Source organism: Pseudomonadota bacterium (assembly GCA_039193195.1).
Classification (GTDB): domain Bacteria; phylum Pseudomonadota; class Gammaproteobacteria; order Steroidobacterales; family JBCBZW01; genus JBCBZW01.
This window is the reverse complement of the sequence record JBCCWS010000024.1, coordinates 1-21,631: the sequence shown is the minus strand read 5'-3', so window position 1 is coordinate 21,631 and position 21,631 is coordinate 1. Positions and strand designations below refer to the sequence as shown.

The window sequence follows — 21,631 nt, the reverse complement described above, 5'->3', positions numbered from 1 at the left end:
TCAGTTGATAAACAGGTCGTTGATCAGCGGCTCGCCGGGCTCCACGGCGTAGTCGCGCAAGTCATCTACGCCCTCCTGGCGGAGCACCTGCTCGTCCGTGTAGAAGTTGCCTGTGCAGCTGCTCGCCTCGCGGGTGACGACCGCGTGTGCCGCATCGGCCATGATGCTCGCCTTGCGCGTGTGCTTGTGGTCGACAGGGCCGCTGGCCATGATTAGCGCCGACGTGGCGATCGCCGTGCGTGGCCACAAGGCGTTGACGCCTATGCGCGGCGACCCGCACTCCGCGGCAAGCCCCATGGCGATCATGCTCATCGCATACTTCGACACGGTGTAGGCCGTGTGATCCTTGAACCACTTCGGCTCCATGCTTATCGGCGGTGAGATGTTGAGGATGTGTGGATTGTCCGCGCGCTCCAGGCTGTCGAGGCAGGCGCGTGACATGGCGAACACGCCGCGCACGTTGATGTCGAACATGAGGTCGAAGCGTTTCATCTCCGTCTGCTGAGCGCGGCTTAGGCTGATGGCGCCGGCGTTGTTGATCAGCACATCGATACCGCCGAAGGTCTCGACTGCCTTGGCCACTGCCGCCTCAATCTGATCCTCGAAGCGCACGTCCATCTTGACCGCTAGGGCCTTACCGCCGGCCGACTCCACATCACGCGCTGCCGTGTGGATTGTGCCGGGAAGCGTGGGGTGCTTTTCGTCGGTCTTGGCCGCGACGACCACGTTCGCACCGTCGCGGGCGGCGCGCACCGCGATGGCGTGACCGATGCCGCGGCTGGCGCCGGTGATGAAGACGGTCTTGCCGCTCAGTGTTCTCGACATGGACTTACTCCGATGCAAGCGGGACGCTTGTTCCTACTGTTGGGGGCTAGCTGGCTCACTTCGCCGCCAGCTGACGCAGCACGTATTGCAGGATACCGCCGTGGCGGTAGTAATCGCGCTCCTTGGGGGTATCGATACGCACGATGGCCTCGAAGCCGCGCTCCGTACCGCCGTCGGGCAGCACGCGGATCGTGACACGCTCGGCGTCGCCGCCACCTAGGCCATGCACGTGGTAAGTCTCCTCGCCGCTCAAGCCCAGGGAAGTCGCGTCCTCCCCGTCGATAAACTGCAGGGGCAGCACGCCCATACCGATCAAATTCGATCGGTGGATGCGTTCATAGCTCTTGGCGAGCACTGCGCGCACGCCCAGTAGGAGGGTGCCCTTAGCGGCCCAGTCACGGCTGGATCCGGTGCCGTATTCCGCCCCGGCGATCACAAGCAGGGGGATACTGTCCTCGGCGTAGCGGATGGCGGCATCGTAGATCGATAACTGCTCGCCCGATGGTATGTGCCTGGTCCAGCCGCCCTCCGTGCCCGGGGCCAACTGATTGCGCAAGCGGATGTTGGCGAAGGTGCCGCGCATCATAACTTCGTGATTGCCGCGCCGTGAGCCGTAGGAGTTGAAGTCCTTGGCCTTGACCCCGTGGTCGATCAGGTAGCGCGCTGCCGGTGAGTCCTTGGCGATGCTGCCCGCGGGCGAGATGTGATCGGTAGTTACCGTGTCGCCCAGCAAGGCGAGGACGCGAGCGCCCTGAATGTCGCCGATCGGGTTCGGTGTCGCTTGGAGCCCGACGAAGTAGGGCGGCTTGCGTACGTAGGTGGAGTCGTCTTCCCAAGCGAATTGACCGCCCGTGGGCACGGGCAGCGCCCGCCAGTGCGCATCACCGGTGAAGACATCCTCGTAGGTGGAGGAAAACATGTCAGCGTCGAGGGAGGTGCCCGTCGCCGCCTGGATGTCCTGCTGTGAAGGCCAGATATCGCGCAGGAAGATCGCATTGCCGGCGGCATCGTGGCCGAGGGGCTCGTTCGGTAGATCGATCTGCATGGTACCGGCGATGGCGTAGGCCACCACCAGCGGAGGTGATGCCAGGAAGTTCATGCGCACGAGGGGGTGGATACGACCCTCGAAGTTGCGATTGCCGGAGAGTACGGAGCAGGCGGTCAACTGACCTTCGGTAACGGCATCTGCGATCTCCCTGCGCAGGGGGCCGGAATTGCCGATGCAGGTGGTGCAGCCGTAGCCCACCACATGGAAGCCCAGAGCCTCCAGGTCGGCGAGCAAATCTGCTCGCTCGAGGTAGCGGGTCACCACTTGTGAGCCAGGGGCCAGGCTGGTCTTGACCCACGGCTTGGTGCGCAAGCCCCGCGCTCGAGCGTTGCGGGCGAGCAGGCCGGCACCGATCATGACGGCCGGATTAGAGGTATTCGTGCAGCTGGTGATCGCGGCGATAAGCACTGCGCTGTCGCGCAGAGTTTCGGTCTCCCCGGCGGGTGTCTCAAAGGTGATACTCGCATCGCTCGCCCCCGCTTGCCTTAACAGTTCGGTGATAGTCGCCTTCGCCTGGCTGATGGCGATGCGATCCTGGGGGCGGTGAGGGCCTGCGATGCTCGGCTCCACGCTGGCGAGGTTCAGCTCGAGTAACGCCGAGTAACGTGCCGGCGGCGCACCAGTCTCGCGCCACATGCCCTGAGCCTTCGCGTAGTCACGCACCAGCGCGATGTGCTGTTCGCTGCGCCCGGACAGTGCCATGTAGCGCAGGGTCTCCTCATCGATGGGGAAGATGCCGCAGGTTGAGCCGAACTCCGGCGCCATGTTGCCAAGGGTCGCGCGATCGGCCAAAGGCAGGTGGTCAAGTCCGTCACCGAAGAACTCTACAAACTTACCGACCACGCCGAGCTCACGCAGCATCTGCGTGCAGGTGAGCACCAGGTCTGTCGCCGTAGCCCCCTCGGCGAGCTTGCCCGTGAGTCGGAAGCCGACGACTTCGGGCACGAGCATCGTGATGGCTTGACCGAGCATCGCGGCCTCCGCCTCGATACCGCCCACGCCCCAACCGAGTACGCCGATGCCGTTGATCATCGTGGTGTGCGAGTCGGTGCCTACCACCGTATCCGGGTAGAGTAGGGCACGGCCGTTGGCGCCGTTGGCCTCGCGCCGAAAGACCACGTGCGCAAGGCGCTCGAGGTTCACCTGGTGCACGATGCCCGTGTTCGGCGGTACCACGGCGAAGTTATCGAAGCCCCTTTGCCCCCAACGCAAGAAAGTGTAGCGCTCACGGTTGCGGTCGAACTCGATCTGCGTGTTGCGCGCCAGCGCGTCTTCCGCGCCATACACGTCCACCTGCACAGAGTGATCGATGACCAGTTCCGCCGGGGATTGGGGATTGATCACCAACGGATCACCGCCGAGCTCGGCGACCGCATCGCGCATAGTGGCGAGATCAACTACCGCCGGCACGCCCGTGAAGTCCTGCATGATCACGCGCGCAGGGGTGAAGGCGATCTCCCCGCCGCGGCCGCTCTGCGGATCCCACATCGCCAGCGCCTTGATGTCATCGGCCGTGACGTCCGCGCCGTCTTCGTGGCGAAGTAGATTCTCGAGGAGGATCTTCAGCGAGTAGGGGAGACTGGGTAGATCGATGCCAGGGATTGCACTCAGGCGATAGTAGTCGTACTGCTGACCGTCGGACTCGAGCGTGTCGCGCGCTTTGAAAGAGTCAGTCATGCCGTCTCCGGTGCTGTCGGGACCCGCCACAGCCTGAGCTGTCAAGAAGTATAGTGATCGGCCGATGTGCTGTCGGTTACCGGTGCCCTTGCATCACGCGTTCGATTGGCGCTGGCGCCGGCGATGATGCGCCGCTCGCGGTGGATGGTGGCGCCGCCGAGGCAGCGCTCGCCGTCGTAGAACACAACGAACTGTCCCGGCGTCACGGCGCGTTGGGCGTCGTCGAAGCGAACCTCCAGCGCGCCGTGTTGGTCGGCGCTGGCGAGCACCTGGCAGGCCTGGGGCGCCTGCCGGTAGCGAACGCGTGCTTGCAGCGTGGCGGGAAACACGGGCGGCGTGTCGCCGATCCAGTGAGGGGCCTCGGCCCACAGTCGATCGCTCAGGAGCTGGTCATCATCGCCCTGGGTGACGATCAGCCGGTTCTCTTCCACGTGCTTGTTCACCACGTACCAAGGGGCATCCTTGCCGTCGGCACGACCGCCAAGGCCCAAGCCCCGGCGCTGGCCCAGGGTATAGAACATCAGGCCCTGGTGTTCCCCGACTTGTTCACCTGCAGGCGTACACATGGGCCCTGGTTGCGCGGGCAGATAGCGCGCCAGGAACTCGCGAAAGGGTCGCTCGCCGATGAAGCAGATACCCGTGCTGTCACGCCGATCGTGGTTGGCCAATCCCGCCTGTCTCGCCTGCTCCCGCACCTCCTGCTTGTGCAGCTCGCCGAGGGGAAAGTAGGTGATGCGCAGCGCTGCCGCGCTGACGGCGTGCAGAAAGTAGCTCTGGTCCTTGTGCGGGTCCACGCCCTTGAGCAGCTGGGGGCTCGATCCGGTGTGGCGAACCCGCGCGTAGTGGCCGGTGGCAATGGCCTCGCCACCTAGCCGTCGTGCGTAGCGTAGGAACACGCCGAACTTGATCTCTCGGTTACACAGCACGTCGGGGTTAGGGGTGCGGCCGCGTCGGTACTCCTCGAGCAAGTAGGTGAACACCGACTCGCGGTATTGGGTCGCGAAGTTCACCCGGTGCAGCGGGATGCCCAGTTCGCGACAGCAGGCAGCGGCGGACTGCACATCCTCGGCGTTGGTGCAGTACGCGTCGTCGTCGCCGTCCCAATTGGTCATGTGCAGGGCCTGCACATCGTGCCCCTGTTCGAGTAGGCGCAGGGCAGCGACCGCCGAGTCCACGCCACCGGACATGCCAACGATAACCTTCACGCTAATGGGTTTCCTGGCTAGGATTCGTCGCCGGCGAGCAGCGGCAGCACTAGGGCCTGGGCCTGCTCCGCCGCATTGCCCGTGTAGTCCGCCGGCTCCATCGCTAGCAGCCGCGCCCGCGCGTCGTCCGGGATGTCGAGGCCGCGGATAAACTCGCGCAGCGTCTCAAGATCGATACGGCGGCCGCGGCTCAAGGCCTTCAGCTGCTCGTAGGGTGAGTGGAGGCCGTAGCGACGCATGACCGTCTGCACCGCCTCGGTCAGCACTTCTACGTTGCCGGCGAGGTCCTCTGCCAAGCGTTCTTCGCCGGCGGCCAGCTTGTCGAGGCCGCGCATCAGGGAGACCCAGGCCAGCTGCGAGTAGGCCACGGCGCTGCCCACATTACGCATGACGGTGGAGTCGGTGAGGTCACGTTGCCAACGGGAGATGGGCAGCTTGGCGGCGAGGTGTTCGAGTAGCGCGTTGGCGAGGCCGAGGTTGCCTTCCGCGTTTTCGAAGTCGATCGGGTTGACCTTGTGCGGCATGGTGGAGGAGCCCACCTCGCCAGCCACTGCGGCCTGGCGGAAGTAGCCGACGGAGATGTAGCCCCAAACGTCGCGGGCTAGGTCGATCAAGACCGTGTTTAGGCGGCGCAGGGCATCGCAGTACTCGGCGATCCAATCGTGCGGTTCGATCTGCGTGGTCAGCGGGTTAGGCGTGAGGCGCAGCTCGGTGATGAAGCGCGCACTGAGGCTTGGCCAGTCCACCTGTGGATAGGCCGCATAGTGGGCGTTGAAGTTCCCCGTGGCGCCGTTTAACTTGCCGAGGACGGGTACCTGCTGAAGTTGGCGATGTTGGCGCATGAGGCGATGAAGAACGTTGGCCAACTCCTTGCCAAGGGTGGTTGGGCTCGCGGGCTGACCGTGAGTGCGGGCCAACATCGGCGTGGCTTGGTAGCGATGGGCGAGCTCCGTGAGGCGTTCGCGGAGCTGGGTCAATGTGGGGTCGATCACCTCGTGGCGCGCGGATGCGAGCATCAGCGCGTAGGCGAGGTTGTTGATGTCCTCGGAGGTGCACGCAAAGTGTAAAAACTCAGCCCCAGTCGCGAGGGACTGCCGTTCGGCAAAGCACTCCTTCAGGAAGTACTCCACGGCCTTTACGTCGTGATTGGTGGTGGCTTCAAGGGCCTTCACACGGGCTGCGTGGGCCTCATCGAAGCGCGCGTCAATCTCGCGCAGGTAACCGCGATCCGCATCGGACAGGGCGGCCAGCTCTTCGATCTGGGGTTCGTCGCTGAGCGCTTCGAACCAGGCCAGCTCTACTTTGACTCGATGATGGATTAGGCCGAATTCGCTGAACAGGTTGCGCAGAGCGCTCGTGTGGCGGGCGTAGCGCCCATCGAGGGGGCTGATCGCCGTAAGGCTGGAGAGTGCGAGTGGCTCCACGGAGGGGGTCTGTTACCGGCCTGGGATGATGGCGCACTATATCGCAAAGCCAGGGCCGTCGCCGCGGCGACGGGTCTTCAGGATCACCGAGATGACAGGGAGCTGCTATGACCGATGAGGGTGCGAAGTTTCGCGTTGAGAAAGACAGCATGGGGGAGCTGCAGGTGCCGGCGGCCGCCCTGTGGGCCGCCCAAACGCAGCGCGCCGTGCAGAACTTCCCGATCAGTGGCCTGACCATGCCGCGCGCGTTCATCCGCGCACTCGGGCTCATCAAGGGCGCCGCCGCCGATGCCAACGCCGGCCTGGGCTTGCTGCCAGTGTCGCTAGCGGAGGCGATTCGCGGCGCCGCCGAGGAGGTGGTGGCGGGGACTCACGATGCGCACTTCCCGGTTGACGTGTTCCAGACCGGTTCTGGCACCAGCTCCAACATGAACGCCAACGAGGTGATCGCCCACCTTGCCAGCGCACGCCTAGCGCACGGTGAGACTGCGCATCCCAACGATCACGTGAACATGAGCCAGAGCAGCAACGATGTGGTGCCTACGGCGCTGCACGTGAGCGCCGCGTTGCTGTGTCACGAGTTGCTGCTTCCCGCCTTGGACGACTTCGTCCAGGTCGCGCGAGCGCGGGCGACCGCGCTCGACGGCGTGATCAAGACCGGCCGGACTCACCTGATGGACGCCATGCCGGTGTCCTTCGGTCAGGAGATCGGCGCCTGGGCCGCTCAGGTGGCCGCGGGCAAGGCACGGGTGCAGGCGTGCCTGCCGCGTCTGCACGGATTGGCCCAGGGCGGCACCGCTGTGGGCTCGGGGATCAATGCGCACGAGGAGTTCGCGGATCGCTTCGCGGCGGCGCTCTCCGGGGCCACGGGTATCGACTTCTGTCGGGCGGACGACCCCTTCGAAGCGCAAGCCACCGTAGACACTGCCGTCGAGCTTTCTGGCGCCTTGCGTACCCTGGCCGTCAGCGTGATGAAGATCGCCAATGACCTGCGCTGGATGAACAGCGGCCCGCTAGCAGGTCTTGGGGAGATCACCCTGCCAGCCCTGCAGCCTGGGAGCAGTATCATGCCGGGCAAGATCAACCCGGTCATCGCCGAGGCGGCGGCCATGGCCAGCGCCCAGGTGATCGGCAACGACGCCACGATCACCATCGCGGGCCAGTCGGGCAACTTTCAGCTCAACGTCATGCTGCCGGTTACCGCCTATAACCTGCTGCAGAGTATCGAGCTCATGGCGCGAGTCACCCGCGCTCTAGCCCACGATGCGATCGCGGGCTTCGAGGTCAACCACGAGCAGGTGGAGCAGGCTTTGGCCCGCAATCCCATCCTGGTCACGGCGCTCAATCCCGTCATCGGCTACGAGAAGGGTGCCGCTATCGCCAAGAAGGCCTACGCCGAGGGTCGACCGATCATCGACGTAGCCCTGGACGAAACCGATCTCGATCGCGCCACTTTGGAGCGCCTGCTCGATCCCGCCCGCCTGGCACAGGGGGGCATCGTCGGCAATGGCGGTTAGCACCCCGTGGGCTGTCGCCAGGTGAACGACGGACCGCCATCGTCGTCTGATGATCCCCTGCTGGCGCGACTGCACGCCCGCTTGCTCGGCACCTCGCCAGGCCTCGCGCCTGAGTCGTTCCGCTTACCTACCCGCTCAGGAGCAGGCCTGCTGAGGCGGCGGATCGGCGAGGCCGGGAGCTTGCGCCAGTCGGCCGTGCTGGTGCCGCTGGTGGAGCGCAATGGCGGCACCACGGTCTTGCTCACCGAGCGCAGTTCAGGGCTCAAGCACCATGCGGGGCAGGTCTCCTTCCCCGGCGGGCGTATCGAGTCCCACGACGAGGACCCGCGCGCCGCCGCGTTGCGGGAGACTGAGGAGGAGGTGGGAATCGCCCCGGCAGAGGTGCAGGTGATCGGCTACCTCGATACCTACGTGACCGGTACCGGGTTCTCCATCGTCCCCGTGGTCGGGCGGGTACGGCCCTATCGCGAGCTCGATCTTGACGCCACGGAAGTGGCGTCGGCCTTCGAGGTTCCCCTGGACTACCTGATCGACCCGGCAAACCAGCGAATTGCCTCCCGAGAGTTCTACGGCGAGCGGGTCGAGTTCTATGAGATCGACTACGGCGGCCGCCTAATCTGGGGGGCGACGGCTGGAATAATCGTTGGGCTTTACGAGAAATTACAAGGTTTTGAAGATAAAAATTGAGAAACTACTAGAGATTATGGCGCAGCTGCGCCATCCCGACCGAGGATGTCCATGGGACGTGCAGCAGTCCTTCGCCACGATTGCGCCGTACACGGTAGAAGAAGCGTATGAGGTGGCAGATGCCATCGAACGCGATGATCTCGAGGATCTTTGCGACGAGCTTGGCGATCTACTCTTCCAGGTGGTGTTCCACGCCCAGATGGCCAAGGAGGCGGGCGCTTTCACCTTCGACGACGTCGTGGCAGGCATTGTCGCCAAGATGATCCGTCGCCATCCCCATGTGTTCGACGCCAAGGGTGCCCTATCCGGTGGCGCCGACGCCGTGATGGGGGCCTGGGAGGAGCATAAGAAGGCCGAGCGCGCCGCGAAAGCGCGCGCCGGTGGGCTGCTTGGCGATGTGCCTCGAGCCCTTCCGGCGCTGAAGCGCGCGGCGAAACTGACCAAACGTGCGGCGACTGTGGGCTTCGATTGGCCCGAGGTGGAACAGGTGCTCGGCAAGCTGGAGGAAGAACTCGGGGAGCTGCGCGAGGAGATGGCGGCATCGAGTGATGAGGCGGAGCCAGAACGCCTGCAGGAGCGCCTGGCCGACGAACTCGGTGACGTGCTGTTCGTGCTGGCCAACCTGGCGCGCCACCTCCGAGTGGATCCAGAGTTCGCGCTGCATCGCAGCAATGCCAAGTTCGTGCGCCGTTTTGGCTACATCGAGGGGGTGCTCGCAGCACGGGGCCAGCGCCCGGAGGAGGTGGATTTGGCCACCATGGATGCGCTCTGGGACGAAGCCAAGGTGCGCTTGGGGTAGGCGGCATCTCTGTTGGTAGACCGAAAGAGCGCCTATTCAGGATCGATTCAGCGAGGCCTCCGTAACCTCCACTCCAGCGTCGCAGTGGTCGGCGCGTCTCAACCCCCGAGTGGAGGACACGAACAATGAACGCAACACCCGCCGGAATCGCCACCCTGACGGCCGGCCTTCTCGCCACCATGCTGCTGACCCCCGCCGCCCACGCCGGCGATCGCATCGGTAACGGTCGCAACCTGGAGTATGCCCGGGTGGTCGATGTGCGGCCCATCGTTCGAGAAGTTGCGGTGGAGTACCCGGTGCAGGACTGCTGGACCGAAGTGGTGCACCGCCAGCCGCGTCGCCGCGGCGCGCCTGCCGCCACCCTCGCCGGTGGTGTCATCGGAGGCCTGGTCGGCAACCAGTTCGGTAGCGGCAAGGGCAACACGGCGGCTACCGTGGTCGGCGGCCTGCTCGGTGCGACGATCGCCAATGACGTGGCACGTAACAACCGAGATCGCGACCGGGGCTACAGCGAAGAAGTGCGACGCTGTGAGACGGTAACGGAGGTTCGCTACGAGGAGCGTGTGGAGGGATACGACGTGACCTATCGCTACAACGGTCGTACCTACCAGACACGTACCCAGAACCATCCGGGTGATCGCATCGCCCTGCGGGTGTCCGTGACCCCCGTCGGGTAGGGTCTGGGACAAGCACATGGGGCGGTTCTCCCACACTTCTTATCGTTCGGAGACCACCCCGAATCATCCATCGCAAGAGGACTTCGCGCATAATGACGGGCATGAAGATACACGCAGCGCCAGCTCTCGCCCCCGTGGGCGCGATGGTCGTCGCGTTGTGCCTGGTGTTTGCCGGAGTGCTGGCGAGCCCAGCCGACGCGCTTACGACGCACGATCGTGCGTCGCTCACGCAGGAGGGGAGGGATGGTGATCGCTCGCAGATCGTGCAAGCGCTCTCTGTCTTGGCGACGGGGGATCGTCGCCCCCTGCGCCTGGCCCAGAGCGAGCGTCCACGCGTCTCCTTGGACGATGCAGTTTCTAAGGTGCGTACCCGCTACCAGGGGCGAGTGATCCGCGCGGAAACGCGTTACGCCCAGGACGGCCGACCGACCCATTACGTCAAGCTCCTGTCTCCGGACGGACGCGTGCGCACCATCCGCGTGGACGGTCGTACCGGCCGCATCCGATGACTGCGGGCGCAGCCACGGCTCAGCGCCCCGCCCCTCGAGACCACGCCGATGCGCTTACTCATCGTTGAAGACGAACCGACGCTGCTCAGCTCTCTGAGCGATCAGTTCCGCGCTGCCGGCTTCGTGGTCGACGCGGCCGCTGACGGCGAAGAGGGCTTGTACCTCGGCCGAGAGTATCCGGTGGATGCGGCCATCGTGGACCTCGGGCTGCCAAAGCTATCCGGGATGGAGGTGATCTCCTCGCTGCGGGCGGATGGCAAGTCCTTTCCCATCTTGATTCTCACGGCGAGAGATCGTTGGCAGGAGAAGGTGGCGGGGCTCGAAGCCGGCGCCGACGACTACGTCACTAAGCCCTTTCAACCGGAAGAAGTGCTGGCGCGCATTCAAGCGCTCTTGCGACGCTCCGCCGGTTTCGCGAACCCTGTGCTTAACGCCGGTCCCATCGCCCTCGACACGCGAAGCCAACAGGTCACGCTCACGGAGGAGGCGGTGGAGCTCACCTCCTACGAGTACCGCGTGCTCGAGCATTTGATGCTGGCGGCGGGCAAGGTGGTGTCCAAGACCGAGCTCACCGAGAGTCTCTACGACCAGGACTTCGAGCGGGACTCGAACGTCATCGAAGTGTTTGTCGGACGCCTGCGGAAGAAGCTCGATCCGGACAACGCCCTGAAGCCCATCGAGACCTTGCGCGGGCGAGGCTACCGCTTTGCCCTCGAGGTGGACAGCGGCTGAATGGGATCGCTCAGCGGACGGCTGCTGTTGGCCGTCAGCCTGCTGCTTACGGTTTTCTTCGGTATCACCATCGTGCTGCTGGACAGCGCCTTTCGCGCCAGCGCGGAGGAGGCGATTCGCGATCGGCTGGACGTGCAGCTCATCGTGCTGCTCGCAGCCGCTGAGCCCACCGCCACCGACCCCCCGTCGCTGCTCATCGCCGATGCCCTGCCGGAGGCGCGCTTCGAGACGCCGGGCTCTGGGCTTTACGGCCAGATCTCCGATCGCCGGGGCCAGGCCCTGTGGCGATCGCCGTCGGCGATCGGCAGCGGGTTGCAGGGTGTTGAGCCGCTGGTCGCTGGCGGTCGACGCTTCGCGCGTACGATGACGGCGGATGGTGTGGACGTGTTCGCCCTCAGTCTCGGTGTGGTGTGGGAGTTTGCCGACGATCTTGAGACGGCCTTCGTCTTCACTGCGGCTGAACATCTCGAGCCCTTCCGGCACGAGGTGGATGGGTTTCGCCGCGCGCTGTTCGGCTGGTTCGCGCTGCTGATGGTGTTTCTTCTGGTCGGGCAGGGCGTGGCCCTGCGCTTGCTGTTGCGCCCCTTGCGGCGCGTGCAGGAGGAGATCGTTCGCATCGAGCAGGGGCGCTCCAGCGAACTAGGGGATGACTACCCGCGCGAGCTGCAGGGTGTGACTGCGAATCTCAATGCCCTGATCGCCGGCGAGCGTGAGCGCCTTGCCCGCTATCGCGACACGCTCGGCAATCTCGCGCACAGTCTGAAGACTCCCCTGGCAGTCATGCGCAATGCGGTGGCCAACGATGAGGCCTCGCCGCAGGTGATGGAAGAGCAGCTCGATCATATGCAACAGATGGTGGGCTACCAGCTGCAGCGCGCCGCCGCTTGGGGAGCGGCGTCCCTCGGCGCCAAGCCCATCGACGTGGCGCCGATAGCCGAGCGCCTACAGCGCTCCCTCGCCAAGGTCTACGCCTCGAAGGACGTCGCACTCGTCGTCACCGTGCCGGCCGAGGCAGCGTTCTTTGGCGATGAAGGCGACCTGATGGAAGTGCTGGGTAATCTCTTGGACAACGCCTGTAAGTGGTGCGCTCGCCGCGTCAGCCTGAGCGTGGAGGTTATCCCCGTGAGTGCCCAGCGGCGACGCCCGGGCGTGCGCCTGCGGGTGGAGGACGATGGGCCAGGCATCGATCCGGCCCAAGCGGAGCAGCTGACCGAGCGCGGGGTGCGTGCCGATGAGCGCGTGGCTGGACATGGCATCGGCCTCAACATCGTACGCGAGATCATCAATCTCTATGGCGGTCAGCTGCGCATCGATCGGTCTGTTTCCCTAGGCGGCGCCCAAGTCGAGGCGGTCTTCGATGTCGAGTGAACAAAGCCCTGCGTCGGGTACGGAGGCCTCGCAACCCGAGGGCGCACCGGACCCGGTAGAGCAGCTCGAGCGCCTACGGAGCATGTTAGCGCATTGCATGCTAGCGGACGCGGGACGCTTGCGCACCCGCATCCAGCGCCTGCTCAAGCGGGCTCGCAGGGGGCAGCCCGTCGACCGTGGAATGGGGGAGGTGATCGAGGCGATTAGCCAGTCCTCCGCGCTGCGCAAACGCCGTGCGCAGGCCCGACCGCACATCGTCTTTCCCCAAGAGCTGCCAGTTTCGAGGCGACGCCAGGACATCGAACACGCTCTCGCCGAGCACCAGGTGGTGGTGGTGTGCGGGGAGACGGGCTCGGGCAAGAGCACCCAGCTGCCCAAGCTGTGTTTGGCCGCCGGCCGCGGCGTTGCCGGGACGATCGGGCACACGCAGCCACGGCGCCTCGCCGCGCGCTCCCTGGCTAAGCGGATTGGCGAGGAGACCAATCCTAAGGTAGTGGGCTACAAGGTGCGCTTCACCGACGAAACCAGCCCTAGCTCCCTGATCAAGTTGATGACCGACGGTGTATTGCTCAACGAGTTGCGCAGTGATCCTCAGTTGCTCGCCTACGACACGCTGATCATTGATGAGGCTCACGAGCGCAGCCTGAACATCGATTTCCTGTTGGGCTACCTGAAACGGTTGCTTCCGCAGCGCCCCGATCTAAAAGTCATTGTGACTAGCGCCACGATCGATCCGGAACGCTTCTCACAGCACTTCGACGACGCGCCCGTGGTGGAGGTGTCTGGGCGGGGCTACCCGGTGCGGGTGACCTACTTAGAGCCCTCACCGGAGGAGGACGAAGAGGAGGAGGGCAACGCCCAAGCTCCTCGGGGTGAGGGCAAGGGTCGGCCAAAGCGCAACGCTGCAGAACGGCCCGACGGCGAGGGAACGGCCCTGTTGCAGGGGCTGGAGCTGGTGGCTGCCGATCCCGACGGTCGCAAGGGCGACGTTCTGGTGTTCCTGCCGGGCGAACGACAGATTCGGGAGGCCGCGCTGTTGCTCTCGCGACATCTGCCCAAGCGCCCCGTACTACCGCTGTATGCGCGGCTCAGCGCGGCGGAGCAGGACAAGGTGTTCTCCGGCGCGGGGAACGGACGCATCGTGCTGGCCACCAACGTCGCCGAGACTTCCCTGACCGTACCTGGAATCACCGCGGTGATCGACAGCGGGCTCGCGCGCATCAGTCGCTACAGTCATCGCGCGAAGATCCAGCGGTTACCAATCGAGCGCGTCGCCCAGGCGAGTGCCGAGCAGCGCAAGGGGCGCTGCGGGCGCATCGGCCCGGGCTTCTGCGTGCGTCTGTACACGGAGGCAGACTTCGGCAAGCGTCGCCAGTTCACGGAGCCGGAGATCGCGCGCACCAACCTTGCTAGCGTGATCTTGCGCATGGCGTTGCTAGGTCTCGGTGATATCGAGCAGTTTCCCTTCGTCGAGCCACCTGAGCGGCGGCTGATCAACGACGGCTACCGCTTGCTGCAGATCCTCCAGGCCATGGATGAGGATCGGAACATCACAGAGCTCGGTCGGCGGATGGCGGAGATTCCCGTGGATCCGCGCCTCGCCCGGGTGCTGCTGGCGGGGGCTGATCACGATAGCCTAGCGGAATTACTAATAATCTGCAGTGGCCTGGCGATCGCTGACCCTCGCGAGCGTCCGGCGGAGAAGGCGCGCTCGGCGGATATTCAGCATGCCAAGTTTGCTGTCGATGGGTCAGATTTCCTTACCTTCCTCAAGATCTGGGAGGCCTACCAAGTGCGCTTGCGCAGCGATGGGCGTAAGGCCGTACGGCGCTGGTGCAAGAAGCGCTTTTTGAACGCGGCGCGTATGCAGGAATGGGAGGAGCTGCACCGGCAACTCGCAGACGTGTTGACGGCGATGGCAGGGGTGAGCGTCAACGAGATGCCAGCGACCCCCCGTCGCATCCACATCCCGCTCCTGCGCGGCTTCATCGACATGATCGGTCAGCGCGTGGAGAAGCACACCTACCAGGGGGCTCGCAGCCTGCAGTTCCGGATCTTTCCCGGCTCCGGCCTTCACGGCGGGGCACCGCGCTGGATTATGGCCGCGGCGATCATCGATACCTCCCGGCCCTACGCGATGACCGTGGCTCGGATTCGCCGTGGTTGGATGGAATCGGCGGGGGAGCATCTGCTTAAGCGTTCCTACTTCGATGCCCATTGGAACGAAGTGAAGGGGCGCGTGGATGCCTACGAGCAGGCGACCCTGTTCGGCCTACTAGTCTATACAAAGCGTCGCGTCGCCTACACGGACCTGGCACCCGATGAGTCCCGAGCAATCTTCATTCAGGACGCGCTGCTTCGCGACAAGGTGGAGACGGAAGGTGAGTTCAGTGCCCGCAACAAGGCCCTGCGCGATGAGTTGGAAGGTTTGGAGAATAAGCTGCGCAGTCGCGACATTCTCGCGAGCGAAGGGCAGTTATTCGCCTTCTACGACGAGCGCGTACCGGCGGGGATCGCCAGCAATCGGGCCTTCGAGCGTTGGCGTCGAGAGGTAGAGAGCGAGTCGCCGGGCCTGCTGGTCATGGCCGAGGGGGACGCGCGGCGTCCCGGCGCCCGGGAGGCGAGTACGCAGGACTACCCAGATACGCTGGTGCTCGATGGCAATGAGCTGCCGATCAGCTACCGCTTCGACCGTGAAGATCCTGCGGACGGCGCCACCCTCACCCTCCCCGTGGCGCTGCTGGGCCACCTGACCCAGGGCATTCTCGATCGTCTCGTGCCGGCGTGGCTCGAGCCGCTCTTGGTGCAGCTCTTACGCGCCTTGCCGAAGGCAACGCGCAAGCGCCTGCCGCCAGCGCCCGACACGGCACGTTGGTTGCGCGATGACGTGGTGGCGGACATGCGCCCGGTGCCCGAGGCCTTCGCCGCGGCAATCGAGAAGCAGTACGAGGTGGCCGTGGATCAAAGCGCGTGGGATCGCAAGCAGCTAGAGCCGTGGTGTTTGGCGCGTGCCCTAGTGATCGACGAGCAAGGCAGGGTGCTCGGCGCTAGCCGCAGCGTGTGTGACCTGCAGGCCCGCTTCGCTCACCTCGCAGAGCGGGTGTCCTCAGGTCATGACTTCAGTCGCGAAGGCCTGAGCACCTTCGACATAGATGAGTTGCCCGAATCGATGCGATTGCAACAAGGTCCAGTGGAGGTGACCGCCTATCCCGCGCTGGTGGACCGCGGCAAGACGGTCGCGCTGGAGCTGCTCGCAGAAAAGGGTCAGGCTAAGCGAGCGACCCGCGACGGCCTGGTGCGCCTGTTCATGCTGGCGCTCCCGCAGCAGGTGCAACTGCTGCGCAAGGACTTTACGCGGGACCAGCGCCGAATCCTCATGGCGCAGGGGCTGGGGGCCCTGGAGGCGATGTCGAGCGATCTAGCCTTCGTCGTATTCCGCGATGCATTCACCTTCGCACTGCGTGCGCCGATCCGCACGCGCGAGGCCTTCGAGGCGGCCCTAGAGCGTGGTCGCGCGCAGGTGCTCGCACTCGCCGAGCGCCGCCAGGCCATGATGTCGCGAGTGCTCGAACGCTACTCGGCCGTTCGTTCACGCCTGGCGCAAGCCCATCCGGCTGCAGCCGAGGCTGTGAACGACGTGCGCAACCAGCTCGAGGTGTTGCTCGCACCCGGGTTCGTGCGTCATACGCCAGAACCGTGGTTGGGGGAGATCCCGCGCTACCTCGAGGCGATGCGCATACGCCTGGAGAAGTTGGCGCAAGCACCGACGCGCGATGACGAACCGCGTGAACTGGTTCGCGAGTACTGGCTGCGCTACCTGCGCGTTGCGCCCTCGCAGGCCCAATCGCTCGCGTCGAAACCTGAACTCACGCTTTTCCGTTGGCAGGTGGAAGAGCTGCGCGTATCACTCTTTGCCCAGCCGTTGGGCACGCGAGTGCCCGTGTCGCCCAAGCGCCTGGACAAGCAGTGGGCCAAGGTGCAGGCCGAACAGCAACGTAGCAGCTGAGAGGGAAGGCGGCGCACCGCAAAGTGTCGATCGGTATGCAGTTCTGTATGCCACACCTCAATTGGAGCGTCGTGCGATGGCTCAGTGCCGTGAGGCTGTGACTGGGCTCGCGGCGATTACGCGACTTCCGTCGCTATCGTTCGTCCATTGCCAACGACCGTGAGGTTACTTCAAGTGATTGACCTGGATGCTGCCGGCCGTTCGGGCCGGACTCTGCTTTGCTCGACCGCCGCCTTGGCCCTCGCCACTGTCACTGCGACTGCGCCTGTTATCGCAAACGCGCAGGGCGTGGACGACGATGGTCGTCGGGGGCGGGGTGGAAGTAACGTAGGCAGCAAGCGCGATAGCTTCTACCTCTCCGCTAAGGTCAGCACCTTGGGGGTGGGCGTGGACTTCTCTCGCAGCTTGGCCAACCGCTTTGCTTTTCGCGTCGGCTACAGCGGATTCTCTACCAGCTTCGACGAAACGGAAAGCGGCATCGACTACGACATCGACCTGGATCTGCGCTCCTTCGCGGTTAGCGGCGATTGGCACCCTTGGCAAAACGGGGTGTTTCTCACCGGTGGAGCGCTCATCAACAACAATGAAGCTAACGCACTCGGTAATGGTGACGGCGTCGATATCACCATTGGCGATCTCACCTTCGATGCGGGTTTGGTCGGTGATCTCACCGCGCAGGTGGACTTTGACGACGTCGCGCCGATGGTCGGATTCGGCTGGAACAGCGCCTTTGCGAAGCGTCGCCTGGGCGTGGTGTTGAGTGCTGGCGTGGTCTTTCAGGGCGAGCCTCGAGTCACCCTGCAGGCGGATGGCGCGATTGCTGACGATCCGCTGTTCCAACAAGAGCTGCAGCGCGAGCAGGATGAACTCCAGGAAGACCTGAATGACTTCACCCTCTACCCCGTCGCGTCCTTCGGTTTGAGTTACCGCTTCTAGAAGCAGACAACAACAGACTTACGCCTTAGCTAGGGAGTACCCCGATGACCGATCAACGCATCCTCCACGTGCTCGTACCAGGCGGGCAAGTAAGCCCCTTCGATTTGACCATGGCCCTGGATGCGGGCTACGACAACGTCCTTCCCTACACGGGCGCGGGAGCCGATGAGGTAGTTCCTCTCGTGCAAGACGCGATCTTCTGCCGACCGCCAAAGCGCTTTGCGAGCACAGGGGTGTTGATCGCCGGTCACGACGTCAACCTCGCGACGCAGATGCTGGAGCTTGCGCAAGGTGCGCTAGTGCCCCCCTTCCAAGTTGCCCTATATGCAGATCCCAACGGGGCGTATAGCACCGCGGCCGCGCTCGTCGCGATGATCGAGCAGACGATCGATGAGCGTGACTCGAACGGCTTCAAGGACCGGAAGGTGGCGATCTTCGGCACTGGCCCGGTCGGGCTGTGCACGGCGGTACTCACGGCGAAGTTAGGAGGGCAACCGATCCTGTGCCAGCTAACGGAGAGTGACGACGTGAACGCTGCGGTGCGCTTTTGCGAGCATTACGGTGTGGTCGTGCCTTGGGTGTCTGCCCTGAGCCAGAGCGGCAAGATCTCTGCGGTCGAACATGCAGGCGTCGTGGTGACGGCGGCGAAGGCCGGCGTACAGATTCTGTCCAAGGACGTGCTAAGCCACGCCAAGCAGTTGGTGGTCGCGGCGGACCTGAATGCGGTGCCGCCGAGCGGCATCGAAGGCATCGGGGCGATGGATAACAACGTTCCCATGGACGTGGCGCAAGATGTGTTCTTCGCCCTAGGTGCCCTCGCCATTGGCGACATGAAGTACAAGCTTCAAAAGAACCTGTTCCGCCGCATGATCGATCCCAACAAGCCGGCCGCGGTGATCGACTTCATGGGTGCCTACGACGAGGCGACCAACATGCTCAATCGTCAGAACATGTTGGTCCAAGGCGATGGCGAGGGGCAGGCGGCAAAGGCCGGCTGAGGCCTTTGCTAGCGGTGCCGCCGGCGGGTTGGCCATTACAGCCGACCCGCCGGCGATCGAACGCTAGAGCTTAAATTCGATCCCCTGCGCCAAGGGTAGATCGCTCGAGTAGTTGATGGTGTTGGTCTGGCGGCGCATGTAGGCCTTCCAGGCATCAGACCCGGCTTCGCGACCACCCCCGGTTTCCTTCTCACCGCCGAAGGCTCCACCGATCTCGGCGCCCGAGGTACCGATGTTGATGTTGGCGATGCCGCAGTCGCTGCCGGTGGCGGCGAGGAAGGCTTCCGCGTGCTGCAGGTTGTTGGTGAACAGCGCCGACGACAGCCCTTGGCGCACACCGTTCTGCATCGCGATAGCCTCGTCGATGTCCTTGAAGGGGATCACGTAGAGGATCGGTGCGAAGGTCTCGTCCTGCACCACGTCCCAATCGTTGCGGGCGCTTATCAGCGTTGGCTCCACGAAGTTGCCTGCGCGGTCCGTGAGCACGTTGCCGCCGTACACCACTTCACCGCCCGCCGTGCGAGCGCGCTCGATTGCGTTCTGGTAACGCTTGACCGAGTCCTGATCGATCAGTGGTCCCATCAGCGTGTCACTGTCCAGGGGGTCGCCGATACGTACCTGTGCATAGGCGCTCTGCAGCTTTCCGAGCAGCGCGTCGTGCAAGGATTCGTGGACGAACAGCCGACGCGTGGTGGTACAGCGCTGGCCAGCCGTTCCCACCGCGCCGAACACGGTGGCGGGGATGGCGAGTTCGAGATTGGCGTCCTCGTCGATGATCAGGGCGTTGTTGCCGCCGAGCTCCAGCAGGCACTTGCCCATGCGGGCCGCCACCTGCTTGCCGACCTGGCGGCCGACGGCGCTGGAGCCGGTGAAGGAGATCATGTCCACGCGCTCGTCGTCGACGAGGGCGCTGGCGAGACTGTTGTGAGCATCAATGAACGTCTGGAAGATGGGCGGCAGACCCTGCGCTTGCAACACGTCGGCGCAGATCTTCTGCACGGCGATGCCGCACAGGGGCGTCTTCGGCGAGGGTTTCCAGATCGAGACGTTGCCGGCGATCGCTGCGATTAAGGCGTTCCAGGACCACACGGCCACGGGGAAGTTGAAGGCGCTGATGATGCCGACGAGACCTAAGGGGTGCCACTGCTCGTACATGCGATGGCCCGGGCGCTCCGAGTGCATCGTGTTGCCGTAGAGCATGCGCGACTGGCCGACTGCGAAGTCGGCGATGTCGATCATCTCCTGCACCTCGCCATCACCCTCGGGCTTGATCTTGCCCATCTCCAGGGCCACCAGGCTGCCGAGGGCATCCTTGTGCTCGCGCAGGGCTTCGCCGCACAGGCGGACCGCTTCGCCGCGGGCGGGGGCTGGCGTGCGGCGCCAGGTTTCGAAGGCGGCGCGGGAGGAGGCGATGATGCGCTCGTAATCGGCCGCGCTAGCACTGCCGACGCGGGCGATCACGTCCCCGCTAGCCGGGCTCTCGCTGGCGAGAATGGGGCCCTCGCCGCGGGTCCAGCCGCGCTCGCCGTCCCACACGCCGGCGAGGATGCCGTCGCTGTCCGCTTTCATTCCCAGAGAATCAAGAATAGATGACATGGATGTCCTCCCACAGACGTGGCCGGAGATGCGGCGGCTCGCGGGGAGCGAGGGCGGCCGCGGAAGAGCGCGCATTGTGCCAGAAAACCGACCCAGGTCGGCGTTCCGAGTACCGTTATCCATGTCATGGAATCTTCGGTGTTGCAGAGCCAAAAAGCGCGGTAGCATCGAGACACTATGACTCGCACTAACTCCTTGGCCGATTGGCACCCCACGAGCTGGACGCGCAAGACCGCACTCCAGCAGCCGACCTACCCAAACCAGGGTGCGCTCGAGCGCACGCTTGGAGAGCTTGGGGCCCTGCCGCCCCTAGTCACCTCCTGGGAGATCGAATCGCTCAAATCCCAGCTGGCCGAGGCCCAGGCGGGCCGTGCATTCCTCCTCCAGGGCGGTGATTGCGCGGAGAGCTTTGCCGAGTGCACTTCGGAGCTGATCGCGAAGAAGCTAAAGATCCTTCTGCAGATGAGCGTGGTGCTCCTCCACGGCATGCGCAAGCCCATCGTTCGCGTCGGGCGGATGGCGGGGCAATATGCCAAACCGCGCTCGGCGGACACGGAGACCATCGACGGCGTCACCCTGCCGAGCTACCGCGGCGACCTGGTAAACCGCCCTGAGTTCACGGAAGCCTCCCGCGTGCCCAACCCGGAGCAGATGCTGCGCGGGTATGAGCGGGCTGCTCTTACGTTGAATTTCGTTCGCGGCCTGGTCGACGGTGGGTTCGCCGATCTGCACCACCCGGAGAACTGGAACCTCGACTTCGTCCGCCACTCGCCGCTCGAGGCGCAGTACAACCGCATCGTCGATTCTATATCCGACGCCCTCGACTTCTACGCCCTGGTGGGCGGCCACCCGGCCCACGAGGCGAGCCGAATCGATTTCTTCGCCAGCCATGAGGGCCTCCACCTGCACTACGAGCAGGCCCAGACGCGGCTCCTCGCGCACCGCGGTCAGTGGTATAACCTGTCGACGCACTACCCGTGGATTGGCATGCGCACGGCGGCCGTCGATGGCGCGCACGTGGAGTTCTTCCGCGGTATTGCCAACCCCGTCGGCGTGAAGGTAGGGCCGGGGATGACCGTGGAGTGGCTGCAGGAGCTGGTGGCGCTACTGAACCCCAACAACGAGCCCGGTCGCCTCACGTTGATCCATCGTTTCGGTGCCAACAAGATCGAATCGGGCTTGCCCAAGCTGATCGAGGCGGTGCGTGAGACGGGACATAACGTGCTGTGGGTGTGCGATCCCATGCACGGCAATACGGAGAAGACGGCGCAAGGCCTGAAGACGCGGCGCTTCGATAACATTCTGGCGGAGGTCGAGTCGGCCTTCCGAGTGCACCAGGAGATGGGGAGCTACCTCGGCGGCGTACACTTCGAACTCACGGGCGATGACGTTACCGAGTGCACGGGGGGCGCGCGCGGGTTGAGCGATGCGGATCTGGCGCGGGCGTACCGTTCACAGGTGGATCCGCGCCTGAACTACGAGCAGGCCCTCGAACTCGCCATGCGGATCGCCGGCAACCGGTCGACCGCGACAGGCCCGCGTACCTAGTGGGCCGCTTGGCAAATAAGGTAACGCTCAGTCTGCGTAGGGGCAGCGTCAGCAAGGCGCGTCGCGCAGCCAATGGCAT

The 21,631-nt window shown here is 64.6% G+C and carries 16 protein-coding genes; 11 read left to right on the top strand and 5 right to left on the bottom strand.

The window, feature by feature from the left end:
* The 4 genes from AAGA68_17300 to purB are packed head-to-tail and all read right to left on the bottom strand — an operon-like array spanning nt 1 to nt 6,179.
* Nucleotides 1-825 carry an NAD(P)-dependent oxidoreductase gene (locus tag AAGA68_17300; GenBank protein MEM9386820.1) on the bottom strand — a complete coding sequence of 275 codons (825 nt, stop codon included), beginning with the start codon at nt 823-825 and terminating at the stop codon, nt 1-3.
* Between the two features lie 55 nt (nt 826-880).
* On the bottom strand, nt 881-3,550 hold the full coding sequence (gene acnA / locus AAGA68_17295; protein MEM9386819.1) for an aconitate hydratase AcnA: 2,670 nt from the start codon (nt 3,548-3,550) through the stop codon (nt 881-883).
* A gap of 41 nt (nt 3,551-3,591) precedes the next feature.
* Nucleotides 3,592-4,755: a tRNA 2-thiouridine(34) synthase MnmA gene (gene mnmA / locus AAGA68_17290; GenBank protein ID MEM9386818.1), complete on the bottom strand. Its 1,164-nt coding sequence runs from the start codon at nt 4,753-4,755 to the stop codon at nt 3,592-3,594.
* 17 nt (nt 4,756-4,772) lie between these two features.
* Nucleotides 4,773-6,179, bottom strand: a complete 1,407-nt coding sequence (gene purB, locus AAGA68_17285) for an adenylosuccinate lyase (protein ID MEM9386817.1) — start codon at nt 6,177-6,179, stop codon at nt 4,773-4,775.
* A gap of 107 nt (nt 6,180-6,286) precedes the next feature.
* Here purB and AAGA68_17280 point away from each other — a divergent pair, with 107 nt between their 5' ends.
* The 10 genes from AAGA68_17280 (at nt 6,287) to AAGA68_17235 (ending at nt 18,408) form a co-directional block, all read left to right on the top strand.
* The gene (locus AAGA68_17280) at nt 6,287-7,696 is read left to right on the top strand and encodes a class II fumarate hydratase (protein MEM9386816.1); all 1,410 of its coding nucleotides are present in this window, start codon (nt 6,287-6,289) and stop codon (nt 7,694-7,696) included.
* Nucleotides 7,697-7,717: 21 nt separating this feature from the next.
* Nucleotides 7,718-8,383: a CoA pyrophosphatase gene (locus AAGA68_17275; GenBank protein MEM9386815.1), complete on the top strand. Its 666-nt coding sequence runs from the start codon at nt 7,718-7,720 to the stop codon at nt 8,381-8,383.
* Nucleotides 8,384-8,399: 16 nt separating this feature from the next.
* Nucleotides 8,400-9,182, top strand: coding sequence for a nucleoside triphosphate pyrophosphohydrolase (gene mazG / locus AAGA68_17270; GenBank protein MEM9386814.1), 783 nt, complete (start codon nt 8,400-8,402; stop codon nt 9,180-9,182).
* Nucleotides 9,183-9,307: 125 nt separating this feature from the next.
* Nucleotides 9,308-9,859 (top strand): glycine zipper 2TM domain-containing protein, encoded by a 552-nt coding sequence (locus tag AAGA68_17265; GenBank protein ID MEM9386813.1) that lies wholly within the window; start codon nt 9,308-9,310, stop codon nt 9,857-9,859.
* A 101-nt stretch (nt 9,860-9,960) separates the two neighbouring features.
* A complete protein-coding gene (locus AAGA68_17260) occupies nt 9,961-10,368 on the top strand; it encodes a PepSY domain-containing protein (protein ID MEM9386812.1) in 408 nt (135 codons plus the stop codon).
* Between the two features lie 48 nt (nt 10,369-10,416).
* The gene (locus tag AAGA68_17255) at nt 10,417-11,100 is read left to right on the top strand and encodes a response regulator transcription factor (GenBank protein MEM9386811.1); all 684 of its coding nucleotides are present in this window, start codon (nt 10,417-10,419) and stop codon (nt 11,098-11,100) included.
* Entirely contained in the window at nt 11,101-12,468 is a 1,368-nt protein-coding gene (locus AAGA68_17250) for an ATP-binding protein (protein ID MEM9386810.1), read from the top strand.
* Nucleotides 12,458-16,474 carry an ATP-dependent RNA helicase HrpA gene (gene hrpA / locus AAGA68_17245; protein ID MEM9386809.1) on the top strand — a complete coding sequence of 1,339 codons (4,017 nt, stop codon included), beginning with the start codon at nt 12,458-12,460 and terminating at the stop codon, nt 16,472-16,474. The genes AAGA68_17250 and hrpA overlap by 11 nt, the downstream gene beginning before the upstream one ends.
* A 174-nt stretch (nt 16,475-16,648) precedes the next feature.
* Nucleotides 16,649-17,410: a hypothetical protein gene (locus AAGA68_17240; GenBank protein ID MEM9386808.1), complete on the top strand. Its 762-nt coding sequence runs from the start codon at nt 16,649-16,651 to the stop codon at nt 17,408-17,410.
* Nucleotides 17,411-17,454: 44 nt separating this feature from the next.
* Complete coding sequence (locus tag AAGA68_17235; GenBank protein MEM9386807.1) at nt 17,455-18,408, top strand: NAD(P)-dependent methylenetetrahydromethanopterin dehydrogenase; 954 nt, start codon at nt 17,455-17,457, stop codon at nt 18,406-18,408.
* 63 nt (nt 18,409-18,471) lie between these two features.
* Here the strand turns inward: AAGA68_17235 and AAGA68_17230 are convergent, their stop codons facing one another.
* On the bottom strand, nt 18,472-20,004 hold the full coding sequence (locus tag AAGA68_17230; GenBank protein MEM9386806.1) for an aldehyde dehydrogenase family protein: 1,533 nt from the start codon (nt 20,002-20,004) through the stop codon (nt 18,472-18,474).
* Between the two features lie 177 nt (nt 20,005-20,181).
* Between AAGA68_17230 and AAGA68_17225 the strand changes: the two genes are divergently transcribed.
* Nucleotides 20,182-21,552: a 3-deoxy-7-phosphoheptulonate synthase class II gene (locus AAGA68_17225; protein MEM9386805.1), complete on the top strand. Its 1,371-nt coding sequence runs from the start codon at nt 20,182-20,184 to the stop codon at nt 21,550-21,552.
* Nucleotides 21,553-21,631: the final 79 nt, after the last annotated feature.